9 protein-coding genes are annotated in these 11,470 nt (G+C 49.5%); 7 read left to right on the forward strand and 2 right to left on the reverse strand.

The genetic code is table 11. From position 1 onward, the window contains the following. Nucleotides 1–85: 85 nt before the first annotated feature. The 3 genes from mltA (at nucleotide 86) to J7438_RS13965 (ending at nucleotide 2,940) form a co-directional block, all read left to right on the forward strand. A complete protein-coding gene (gene mltA / locus J7438_RS13955) occupies nucleotides 86–1,237 on the forward strand; it encodes a murein transglycosylase A (protein ID WP_209277032.1) in 1,152 nt (383 codons plus the stop codon). 316 nt (nucleotides 1,238–1,553) lie between these two features. Beyond that, on the forward strand, nucleotides 1,554–2,171 hold the full coding sequence (locus tag J7438_RS13960; RefSeq protein ID WP_209277033.1) for a hypothetical protein: 618 nt from the start codon (nucleotides 1,554–1,556) through the stop codon (nucleotides 2,169–2,171). Nucleotides 2,172–2,241: 70 nt separating this feature from the next. Beyond that, complete coding sequence (locus J7438_RS13965; RefSeq protein WP_209277034.1) at nucleotides 2,242–2,940, forward strand: hypothetical protein; 699 nt, start codon at nucleotides 2,242–2,244, stop codon at nucleotides 2,938–2,940. A 67-nt stretch (nucleotides 2,941–3,007) separates the two neighbouring features. Here J7438_RS13965 and elbB read toward each other — a convergent pair whose 3' ends face one another. Beyond that, nucleotides 3,008–3,676, reverse strand: a complete 669-nt coding sequence (elbB, locus tag J7438_RS13970) for an isoprenoid biosynthesis glyoxalase ElbB (protein ID WP_209277035.1) — start codon at nucleotides 3,674–3,676, stop codon at nucleotides 3,008–3,010. Between the two features lie 643 nt (nucleotides 3,677–4,319). Next, nucleotides 4,320–6,632 carry a hypothetical protein gene (locus J7438_RS13975; protein ID WP_209277036.1) on the reverse strand — a complete coding sequence of 771 codons (2,313 nt, stop codon included), beginning with the start codon at nucleotides 6,630–6,632 and terminating at the stop codon, nucleotides 4,320–4,322. A 486-nt stretch (nucleotides 6,633–7,118) separates the two neighbouring features. Between J7438_RS13975 and pcnB the strand changes: the two genes are divergently transcribed. From pcnB to panC, 4 genes are all read left to right on the forward strand, one after another. Beyond that, on the forward strand, nucleotides 7,119–8,573 hold the full coding sequence (gene pcnB / locus J7438_RS13980) for a polynucleotide adenylyltransferase PcnB (protein ID WP_286196580.1): 1,455 nt from the start codon (nucleotides 7,119–7,121) through the stop codon (nucleotides 8,571–8,573). Next, nucleotides 8,573–9,073 carry a 2-amino-4-hydroxy-6-hydroxymethyldihydropteridine diphosphokinase gene (gene folK, locus J7438_RS13985; protein WP_209202901.1) on the forward strand — a complete coding sequence of 167 codons (501 nt, stop codon included), beginning with the start codon at nucleotides 8,573–8,575 and terminating at the stop codon, nucleotides 9,071–9,073. Before pcnB ends, folK begins: the two co-directional genes overlap by 1 nt. 126 nt (nucleotides 9,074–9,199) lie before the next feature. Continuing rightward, nucleotides 9,200–9,994, forward strand: coding sequence for a 3-methyl-2-oxobutanoate hydroxymethyltransferase (gene panB, locus J7438_RS13990; RefSeq protein WP_209202902.1), 795 nt, complete (start codon nucleotides 9,200–9,202; stop codon nucleotides 9,992–9,994). Between the two features lie 16 nt (nucleotides 9,995–10,010). Next, nucleotides 10,011–10,862 (forward strand): pantoate--beta-alanine ligase, encoded by an 852-nt coding sequence (gene panC / locus J7438_RS13995; RefSeq protein ID WP_209277037.1) that lies wholly within the window; start codon nucleotides 10,011–10,013, stop codon nucleotides 10,860–10,862. The last annotated feature ends 608 nt before the right edge of the window (nucleotides 10,863–11,470 follow it).

Raw genomic sequence — 11,470 nt, forward strand, 5'->3', positions numbered from 1 at the left:
ACAACAGGCCAAAAAATATGGTTTAATAGGCAAGCTGATTCAGCACCTTCCTCTATTTCACAGTTCTCAACCAGAAGCACTCAACGTGACCTTTGCATTCCAGCACTTCAAACACGCTATCTCCGGTTTTTCCAAGTCAGTCACCGGCAACGTTTTCAGGTTTATTCCCCTTCTGTGCTCTCTGTTATTCAGTGGTTGCGGGTTATTGACCAAAGCGTCGGAACGACAGCCGGTAACATTCAGTGAGCTGGAGGGCTGGAGCCAGCAACAGGCCATTGCCGTAAGACCGGCTTTGCTGAACAGTTGCCAGCACCTGAACCGTTCGGTACTGACCGACAACAGCCCCTGGGGTAACTACCAGCAATGGCAATTGCTGTGTAAGGAGCTGATGCAAACCCCCGACCGTCAACTGAAAACCTTTTTTGAGCAAAACTTTACGCCTGTCCAGCTCTCTCCCCAGAAACAAGGCCTGTTTACCGCTTATTACTCCCCGGTTATTCCCGGCAGCCTGAAGCCGTCGGAAGATTACCCAATCCCACTATTGAAACTGCCCCATGACCTGGTCAAGGTTCGCCTTGCTGATTTTGGACTCAGTGGCCCGGGATTGGTTGGCCGGGTTGAGAAAGGCTTCCTGAAACCCTATGGCAGTCGGGCAGAAATCAATCAACAGACAGCGAAAGCCAGGGATGTGCTCCTGTGGCTGAGCAGCCCTGTTGATAAGTTCTTCCTGCAGATTCAAGGGTCAGGGAGTGTGGAGCTGCCTGACGGTAACATTATTCATGTTGGCTACGCCGGTAATAATGGCCACAACTACGTGGCCATTGGGAGGATACTGAAACAGCAGGGGGAACTTGAAGAAGTATCCATGCAAACCATCCAGTCATGGCTGGAAAACAATCCGGACCAGCGGGAATGGCTACTGAACCAGAATCCTCGCTATATCTTCTTCAGTTTTTCTGAGGAAGGTGCCATCACCGCTCAGGGTGTGCCTGCTTCACCGAAAAGAACACTGGCTGTGGATCCATCTTATATCCCCCTTGGCCTGCCGGTATGGCTCGATACCCGTCTCACCGCCACCGGTGAGAAATTCCAGCAGCTGATGGTTGCCCAGGATACCGGCAGTGCCATAAAGGGTCCCGTCCGGGGAGATATCTATATGGGGATTGGCAAGGATGCAGCCTTTATTGCCGGGCCACAACAGGAGCCAGGCAAGCTATATGTGCTGATTCCTCGATAGCGTGCTTTTCCTTTAATTGGAGCTGGTTCTGCAGCCTGGCTCTGAAATGAACTTCATTGTTAACGAGTTATATGAAATCTGGCAGTGGGCGTGTGCCCGGCAGAAAATTTGAACCATATTACTAAAAAATTGTACAAACACCTGCGACAATAATTTCAATATGGAACATTTTTGCCGGTTAGTTGTCCAACAGAATAAATTCCTCTGAATGAGATATTAATGGTGATCTAACATGGAAAGCTCAGCTCCGGTGGGTGAATTCCCCCATTTTCCGCCCTCTCCTTATTGCGTAGGGGACACAAAGGATTCTGATAGCATGCAAGCTGTTGGTTTAGCTAAAAGTATGATCCGATATTGCTCAAACTCTAATGGCGAGCTCAGAAAAGACAAGTTAACCGATCTTCTGAGCATGACAGTCAAGTATATTGCTGAGAATGCCGGGGTGGAGTTGCCATCAATTGTCAGTGGTGGTGCTGCACAAAACTCAGCCAGCAATAACCTGAAAATTCCTGACCCTTCGGAATGGGATAATTGGGAGAGTAAGTTTTTCAGTACGGAAGGATTTGGCATAAATGTACTGATACATTACCGTAATCGCAACCTCGTTTTTGATATACTTAGTCGCTATATAGGGGCTGATGAAGGTAAAATTTTTACTCTTTTCCAGCACCCACTATTTGAAGAATCATTGCGGGCCGGGAATTTCAAAACAGATATAAACTCTTTCGACGTCGGGGACATTCTTCAAAAAAACCAAGGTGCTCCAACTTCAAAAATATTAATTAAACTATTTACTATCTGTGAAAGTGGGGCCGAAACATTTCGTCAGCTTAAGCCCACAGGGTTGATCAAATCAGCCATTGCATTGGGCTATCTGCCGGAAGAAGGCATTGAAGAGATTCTTAACTTGACAGCCGAAGACATAAATATATGAAAAGCGGTCCGCTGAGAATATTCACAGCCTGAGCATATTCGTCTGAATCAAATACCCAGGGACTTCTGATATGAATTCTTCAGCTGGAAAAGCACCCCTTTTGCCATCCTCAGTTGATCGTGCAGAAAGTACACATAATCCTGATAGCCGTGCAGTCGTTGTTGCAAAGGGTACAAATCCTGACAGTCGTGCAGCTGTTGTATTCGGACAAAGTATTATCCGGTATTGCAGTGACGGCAAGCTCAATCTCAATGGCGAGTTCAATCTTAATAAAGAACAATTATCCAGCCTTCTGGACAGGGTGATCAATTATATTCAGGATCAAACCGGAGTGTTGCCATCGGTTGTCAGTGGCACTGCGGCAAATAAACCAGCCAGCAATAACCCGACAGATCCTGACCGTTGGGAGTTGGATCGGTGGGAGAGTGGTCTTGGCATTAAAGATATGCCTCACAGACATCGCGGAGTTATTTGTTCAATACTGGGTGCCAATATAGGCCGTGATGAAGGTAAAATTCTTGCTCTTTTCCGGCACCCAATATTTGAGAATTCATTGCGGAAAGCAAAGGTCCCCACAAATACATTAGAATCTCTTCATGTCAGGAGCTTTATTCGATTAAAGGAATGCTCCTCAATATTTGCTAAACTGCTCGATTTTTACGGGGAGCAAGGCGATATTAAGCCCGCAGGGATCATCAAATCAGCCATTGCATTGGGTTATCTGTCGGAAACGGACATTAAACGGCTTGTTCAAGTTAGTCGCAAATAAAAATATGAAGAGCGAACGCCAGAGAATATTCACATCTTGAGCATATTCCCGGGCTTGAAGCTCATCATCAACTGGTCATTGAAATCACTTTAGTGACCAGCTTGCCAATACCAGCGGCGGCCTCACTGATATTTTGTGCCAACATATAAGCTGGAGTGGTCACCAGTTTATGGGTCTCATCAATGACAATTTCATCAACTGCACAGGGCTGGTGAGCAACTCCGGTCTGTTCCATTGCTTCAGCAGTTGCTGCATCATTACCAATGGTTGCCCTAACGCCTTCTGCAAAAATACGACCAGCCATTGCCGGAGCAATGCAGATCAAACCTATGGGCTTACCGGCTTCCGAAAACGCCTTGACGGCAACCATCATATCAACCTGCACACGCAGGTCAGCGCCTTTAAACGCAAAATCCGACAGGTTTTTTGCTGCCCCAAAGCCACCCGGAACAATCAGTGCATCAAAGTCAGCGACTTTCAACGCCGCCAGGGGTTCGATATCCCCCCGCGCTATTCTGGCGGCCTCCACCAGAACATTACGCTGTTCCTGGCTTTCTTCCCCGGTCAAATGGTTAATGACGTGGTGTTGATTAATATCAGGAGCAAAGCATTTATAGGCTGCTCCCTGCTGTTCGATACTCAGTAGCGTTAATACTGATTCATGAATTTCAGCACCATCGTAGACACCACACCCGGAGAGAATGACGGCGACTTTCTTCTGATGATTTGAACTCATTAGCGTATTCTCCTATCAATACATTCATTTGGTTAACTATTTACACATTGCAAAGAAGATTTCCTGAGAAAAAGGGGATCTCTTTATCAGAGCCTCCTTACAAGTCTCGACTGTTCTATAAAGTAGCTCTTATCTCAGCTCAACAATAAATCATTTTGGAGTCAATAGATGGGGGTGTCCCAGGAGCAATGGCACTGACTTAAGCTTAAAAGCCCCGCAAACATGGGGATTGATACAGGTTTAGAGATTTGAACTGGAACCACAAAGCACACAAAGAGCACTAAGAAGAGCTTTTCTTTTCCTTTGTGCTCTTTGTGTGCTTTGTGGTTCCAATCGCCGGGTGCCTTAAAGCCCACGCATGACAAGGCTTTCACCCTTAAGTCAGTGCCATTGGTCCCAGGAGGCTGATCGAGAATAGACTGCCCTGTGCGGTAACTGCTCCTGCATTCACATGGTCGTGCAGAGAATTAAACAAAAAAATCCGTTTTGTGCGACAAATAGAACCTATATTCACCTCACAAAACGAAATCTTTACCCTCAATTTTTTGCCACCCCTTCCTCAGGTGACACCCGGATGGATTATTTTACCGGGCAACCTTTTGGAAGAGGGTCTTCAGGATGGGCACTATTTTTTCAGTCGCTCTCATCCATCGACTTCCATTGCCTCTTCACCCGTCCGGTTGGCAGGACTCAGTGCCTTTTCCATCAACATGATTGACCAGCCCTGGCCAGTGGCTCCTCCACCATAAACGATTGTCTTCTTCTCCTCCTCGGATTCCCCGGATTCATACGTGTTATACCATTCACTTAATCCCTGGCGTCTTTCACCTGCCTCGTGCAACTCCGACAACAGTTCTTTAATCTCTGGAGTACTCTCCATGTGATTGGTCAGAGCATAAATTATCCGGTATTCGATCTGCGGCCATACCAGGAAACCTTTGCTTTTAATCAGCATGGCTTTTTCGTCATTGTTAGCCATATTGATGGGAGAGAACACCTTCAGGCCAGCTTTCGTCAGTTGTGATCTGATCAGTTTTACCACCGCCGGGTGATCTTCCGGTTGAATCAGCCCGTTTTCAATGGCCAGTGCCAGCCCCTGCAGGTTGACTTCCTTACCCTCCAGAAAATCCTTGTTGGCATTAACCAGTGGGGAGATATATTCCATGGGTTTGTTCATGGACTCGCGGCCTGTGGGATTATCCGAATGGACAAAGTCCCTCGGGTCAAATTTGCCGTCCTGGTTATAGAGGAAGGTTTCTTTAATCAACTGTTTAAACTTCGCCAGTTCATCGCTGACGGCCTGCGGATTATCATCAAGTAAGGCGGAAATAAAGCCGGAAACGGGCGTTGTCCCGGGTGGGAAATGTTTACTCAGTTCGATCTTGAGCTGGGGGCCGATCTCTTCCAGATGATGGGCCAGTCCGGTGAAGCCCTGATAGAGAAAACAGGCATTACTGCACAGCAGTTTCTGATACATCCAGGTGTCGAGCATATCACGGTTATCGCCACCCTGAGGCAAGCCATTGGCCGGGTCCAGTACTTTTTTGTCAAGGTAAGCCATGGCATGGGCAAGGTTGGGAACCAGTTTCCGGACGTCGTCCTGTTGCTCCTGAGTGCCGGCAAGTTCCAGCAGTTTGGTCATGGAGCGAATAAAGTGAATTTCACTGTCGGTGGTGCCCGGCGTTAATGTGCCGAGGGTATCGGTCAGTAAGCCCCTCAAGGTATGGCTCGGATTGGGTACATCCGGGTCACCCGTATTTTTAGCCACTAGATAGTTAGCATAAAGCTGGTTGAGTATGGTCTTCAGTTCTTCCGGTGCGATGGTTTTCAGGGACTCCGAATCCAGAGTGGGCATGCTGATCTCGGGGTATTTTTCTTTCATATAGTCACGCAGATGGTGGTACCAGCCAGGCCCGGTGTCCCCCCCCAGCACCCGGTGATAGACAAATTCGCTCAAAAATGGGTCTGGAATCACTACCTGAGGAATCAGTCCACTGTCAAACTGCTTGCTGGCAATGGTTGCCAGAGAGTCCGTCAGCTGTTTGAAGGCCTCAGGGCGGGCGACGTCTTGTTTGCTCAGGGTATCGATCATAATACCATAATCACGCATCCATACTGTTTGCCTATAGCGATCCCCAAGGGATGCAGGCAGCCCGTGGATGATCAGGGATTGCTTCAGGGTCTGGACGAGCCGAAGTTTATCTTCACCGCTCTGAGCATTTATGAAATTGTCTAAAGCCTTATTAATCGCCTGATTCAGACCTTTTCTTCGGGTCAGGATACCACCGGAATATGTCTCCCAGAAGTCCTTGACGCCTTCATCCAGCAGAGGTTTAATCAATCTCTGACGCAGGCCTTGAACTTGTGGCTCCGGCACATTATCTTTTTCGTCACAACCCTGACGATGACCAAATACCATAAGGTTAAAGGCTTCTTTCTGTTTCGTGCTGAGGGTTTTGTAGCAGGAATTGAAGTCGTAGATGTCTGCGTCCGGACCTAATTCATCCCGGATTTCCTGCGTCATCATGTTAACCTGCTCGTTATTGACCCGAACAGGGACCTTATCGGATTCGCCAAAATAGCGAATGCCGTTGACCTCCACGCAAGCACAGGCAACGTCGGAGAGACCCCCTTCAGGGTCGACCAGCAAACCATTTTCCAAGCTGATGTAAATAGTAGGATTTACAGCCTCTGCCGGGCAAACCGGAGTCTTACCTTCCTTTATAAGCTCCTTGACCACATCAATTCGGCTGGCGGCTCCATATTGAATGTCTTTGCCAACCGGTTGAGTAGGCGTCATCAATCGATGTATCGGAGGTTTGATGAGGGCACATGTACGCTCGTTTTGGCCGAATAGACGACCAACGGCATCTATCGCAGCCGACTCTTTCTCTTTGTTTGTGGTGGTGATCACCAAAGTGTAGTTAGGGAACATGCCGGGAGCTTCGATACTCATAATTACTATCCTCTCGTTACGTTGTGAAAAGTTTTATGGACGTACCGACAACTCTGACAAGTAGAAAAATGATTTGTTCCCATTACCAGTGAAGAAATAGAAGTACGTAAATACCAGTTGTAATTAATTATTGGTACATCGTCTGGTAAAATTTTTGGCCGGAAATGTTCTGGTCAGCACTCCGGTGGCAACTGGTACTGAATTTTCAGATCAGGATTTTTTCGGGGTGCCGGTTGTGAAATTTCTGAATCACAGCAACTTTTTTATTGCTAAAAACCGACAACAGTTGTCACTGATGTCAAGACAAATGGAGTGAAAACAGCGGCGGTGCTATGATAAGCGCTGATCCTTACGGACCTACCCTTCAGGTCAAGTTGATCAGGCAGGTCAAAGCCACAAACAACCACGGTAAGCCACTTTATCCATGCAACTTTTTTTTACACAACTTAAACAAATCCTGCAAAACCTATGATGCCAGGCACCGGAATGTATAGTTTTATAACAGCAATGGCTGTCCTGGTGCTTGGAGGCACACTTATTTTCTGGCTCATGCGTAACAGAAATCGGTCAAAACGCCATCGGCCCACATTTGATGTAACGGGCGACCCGCAGAAAACCGTTATCCCCCGGGATAAACATCCGGTTTCCCGTCGCTGCATCAACGACAATGCGCTCAAAGTGATTAACCGGTTAACCAGTCAGGGCTATGAAGCTTATCTGGTGGGGGGGTGTATCCGCGATCTGTATCTTGATCTTCACCCCAAGGACTTTGATGTCGCGACCAATGCCAGTCCTGAAGACGTGCGCAGGCTGTTTCGTAATTCCAGACTGATTGGCCGACGTTTCAAACTGGTTCATGTGCTCTTCGGTCGTGAAATGATTGAGGTAGCCACCTTCCGTGCCAGACATGAGCAGCACCATGGTAAGGAAAAGTCCCGCCACTCGGAATCCGGAAGAATTCTCCGGGATAATGTTTACGGCACCATGGAAGACGATGCCATGCGCCGGGATTTTACCGTTAATGCCCTTTACTACGATGGGCGTGACTTCAGTGTTGTGGATTTCTGCAACGGGGTTGATGACATTCGCACCGGTACCCTGCGACTGATTGGCGACCCGGTTACCCGTTACCATGAAGACCCGGTTCGTATGCTCAGGGCCATACGGTTTGCGGCCAAACTCAACTTCACGATGGCACCGGAAACCGAGCAACCCATTCGGGATCTTGGGCAGTTGTTGCATGATATTCCAGCTGCACGATTGTTTGATGAGGTTCTGAAGCTGCTGCAGTCTGGTCAGGGTGTACGTACGTTTGAACTACTGCAGGAATACCAGTTGTTTGCTCCACTGTTTCCAGCAACAGCGCATTGCTTGCAAGAACAGGACAGACACGCCGGTCACCTGATTATTGAAGCATTGGAAAGTACCGACAAACGAGTCAGACAGAATCGTCCTGTGACACCAGCGTTCCTTTTTGCCGCGCTTTTATGGGCACCCATGAGGCGAATGGCCAGAGAGCTTATGGACCAGGGCATGCCGCCTGTTCCGGCATTCCAGCAGGCTTCCATGACGGTGATCACGAACCAGTGTCATCACACCGCGATTCCCCGCCGGTTTTCCATGGTGGTTCGTGATATCTGGGATCTGCAGATTCGACTGGAACGCAGACAACCCAAACTGATTGAAACCTTGCTGGAACACCCCAAATTTCGTGCGGCCTATGACTTCCTGGTACTTCGGGAGCAAGCCGGTGAAAACCTGTCGGCGGTCGGTAAATGGTGGACAGAAATACAGGAACTGGATGAGCATGGCCGTCATGCCATGATCCGGTCGCTTACCAGCCATGGCGGCCAGAAAGCGCAGGGCAATAAACGCAGACGGCGCAGGCGTAAGCCTCGCAGTGGTGATGCCTCGTCTGCGCATCAATCCGGAGAGTCCTGATGGCAGAAACCGCCTATGTGGCGCTGGGTAGTAACCTTGAGCAACCAGACCTTCAGTTGCAGCGTGCCGTGGATGACATTGACAGTATGCCTCAAATAACGGTTGCTGCCTGTTCCAGGCTCTACCGAAGTGACCCGGTTGGCCCCCCCGGCCAGCCCGATTACTGCAATGCGGTGGTGGCTGTGAATACCACATTGGCACCGCTCAGGCTGCTGGATGCCCTGCAGTCGATAGAAAACGCCCATGGTCGTGTGCGCTCGGTACGCTGGGGGCCGAGGACTCTGGATCTGGATATCATTCTGTTTGGCAACCGGTGCATTGAGTCAGAACGACTGACCGTTCCTCACTATCAGATGCAGGTTCGCAATTTTGTGCTGTGCCCTTTGCTGGATGTTGCACCGGATCTTGAACTTCCGGATGGTACTCTGTTGCAGGCAATGGTGGATGAACTAGGGTACCAGGGACTGAAGGTTATTGCCGACCGTTATCCATGGATGTGAACAGTCAGGCTTTGGAAACCCGCACTCTGGCAACAGGGCGGCCTGACTATTGCGCCAAGCCCTTAACTGACAAGCCTTCACACTTCTCGTATAATCCGCGACAGCAACTAATCAAGGTCTTTACCCATGGCTAAAGTCACCCTAAGTATCCTGTCCGAGATGAAAAAAACGGGTGAGAAATTCACCTGCCTGACGGCCTACGATTCCACCCAGGCTCACCTGGCCAGCAGTCAGGGTGTGGAAGTGATACTGGTTGGTGACTCCCTTGGCAATGTCTGTCAGGGACAAACCAGTACGGTTCCCGTGACTGTGGACGACATGTGTTATCACACTCGCTGTGTCAGTACCAAAGCGGGTGACTCCCTGTTAATGGCCGACCTGCCGTTCGCTTCCTACACCAATGAGCAACAGGCGCTGACCAACGCAACCCGTCTTATGCAGGCCGGTGCTGAAATGGTCAAGCTGGAAGGTGAGGCCTGGCTGGCACCCATTGTTACCCGCCTGCGTGAGCAGGGGATCCCGTCCTGCGTCCACCTTGGTCTGACACCACAGTCAGTGCATGTTCTGGGTGGCTACAAAGTTCAGGGACGGGATGAAGCCCGCGCCAATGCCATGATTGAAGCCGCCATCGGGTTGGAAAAGGCCGGTGCCGCCATTCTGGTGCTGGAGTGTGTACCTTCGGTGCTGGCCCGGGAAATCACCCGTGCCGTTCAGATTCCGGTGATCGGGATTGGTGCCGGTGCTGACACGGACGGCCAGGTGCTGGTGATATACGACATGCTGAATATGACCGCCGGGCGCAAACCCAAATTCGTGAAAAACTTTATGGCTGAAGGTGGTTCTGCCCAGGATGCTGTCGCTACCTACGTTAAAGACGTCAAGAACGGCACATTCCCGGGTCCGGAACACGGATTCGACTAAACGGAAAGTATCCATCATGCAAACTGTACACTCTATTGCTGAAGTTCAGGATATCGTTGGCACCCGTAAATCGGCCGGGCTGCGCATTGGCTTCGTACCGACCATGGGTAACCTGCACGGCGGGCACCTGACCCTGGTGGAAAAAGCCAAAGAAAGCTGCGACTTTGTGGTGGTGAGTATCTATGTAAACCCCTTGCAGTTTGGCCCCAACGAGGACTATGACTCCTATCCACGAACCATGGAGCAGGACCAGCAGCTGCTGATGGATCACGGTGTTGATTTGCTCTATGCCGCCAGCACCCATGAAATCTATCCGGAAGGCAGCGAAAACCATACCCATGTGAGTGTCGAAGTGCTGGACGGTATGCACTGCGGAAATACCCGGCCCGGTTTCTTCCGGGGCATCGCCACGGTGGTCACCAAGCTGTTCAACATTGTGCGCCCGGATATCGCGGTATTTGGCGAGAAAGATTTCCAGCAGCTGACCATCATTCGCAAAATGGTGCAAGATATGGTGATGCCGGTTGAAATCCTCGGTGCCTCAATCGCCCGTGAGCCAACCGGTCTGGCCATGAGTTCTCGCAATGGCTATCTGACCCCACAAGAGCGCGGAGAGATAGCGCCAGCTCTTTATCGCTGCCTGACGGAAGCCAGAGACGCGATTCAGGCGGGCGAAACCGACTTTGACCTGCTGCGCAGAAATGCGTTTGCCCACATGGCCCAGGCCGGGTTCAAGCCGGATTACTTTAATATCTGCAATCCACAAACCCTGCTGCCCGCAACGCATAATGAGCAGTCACTGGTCATTCTTGCTGCTGGCTATTTAGGCAAAGCCCGATTGATTGATAATATTTATTTCAATCGATAATCTTAACCCGGATATTAAACCCCACTTCTGTCTTTTGTCATTCCAGTAGACGACCAAACGCTATGGCCAGGCTTTGAACCGCTCTACCGTCTCCAATCACAGAGACGATGGCCACAGTACCAGGCATGACCTTTATCTGGCCCGGGTTCTGTCACATTTGCCGCACCAACAGCGCTAAGGAGTTGTCTGGAAATAACCTCACTATTTTCATTGCCTGACTCCGTTCGGACTGAGCTTGTCGAAGTTTGGTGGCACGCCCCTTCGATACTTCGACAAGCTCAGCACTCAGGGTGAACGGAAATCGGGAACTTATTAAAAGACAATTCCTAAGCGGCTGTCCGGGAATTGCATTTTCATAGCAAAAAAAGCCCCATGTAATTCAAACTATTCTTACCACTGCCATAAAACTGGCTACCGTTATCAAACCCCTGTTAACGCTTTTACCGATGTAGAAAAAAGAAATACTCAAACATCACTGACCTGTTTGCTTCTTTGTGTTTGCCCTATAAGACAATGGATTAATATCTCCGTAAACAATTTTATTATGAGGTAATGATTTTGATACGGCAATCAGGCGTAAACCCGGCAGGCATGGCCATCGACCCGCA

Origin of the sequence: Thalassotalea sp. G20_0, assembly GCF_017744175.1 — a bacterium.
Taxonomy (GTDB): domain Bacteria; phylum Pseudomonadota; class Gammaproteobacteria; order Pseudomonadales; family Endozoicomonadaceae; genus Endozoicomonas.

Bases quoted from the DNA above. Each gene is read 5' to 3' on its own strand.
- elbB (WP_209277035.1), bottom strand. From the start codon at position 3,676: ATGAGTTCAAATCATCAGAAGAAAGTCGCCGTCATTCTCTCCGGGTGT.
- panB (WP_209202902.1), top strand. From the start codon at position 9,200: ATGGCTAAAGTCACCCTAAGTATCCTGTCCGAGATGAAAAAAACGGGT.
- J7438_RS13975 (WP_209277036.1), bottom strand. From the start codon at position 6,632: ATGAGTATCGAAGCTCCCGGCATGTTCCCTAACTACACTTTGGTGATC.
- J7438_RS13965 (WP_209277034.1), top strand. From the start codon at position 2,242: ATGAATTCTTCAGCTGGAAAAGCACCCCTTTTGCCATCCTCAGTTGAT.
- panC (WP_209277037.1), top strand. From the start codon at position 10,011: ATGCAAACTGTACACTCTATTGCTGAAGTTCAGGATATCGTTGGCACC.
- J7438_RS13960 (WP_209277033.1), top strand. From the start codon at position 1,554: ATGCAAGCTGTTGGTTTAGCTAAAAGTATGATCCGATATTGCTCAAAC.
- pcnB (WP_286196580.1), top strand. From the start codon at position 7,119: ATGTATAGTTTTATAACAGCAATGGCTGTCCTGGTGCTTGGAGGCACA.
- folK (WP_209202901.1), top strand. From the start codon at position 8,573: ATGGCAGAAACCGCCTATGTGGCGCTGGGTAGTAACCTTGAGCAACCA.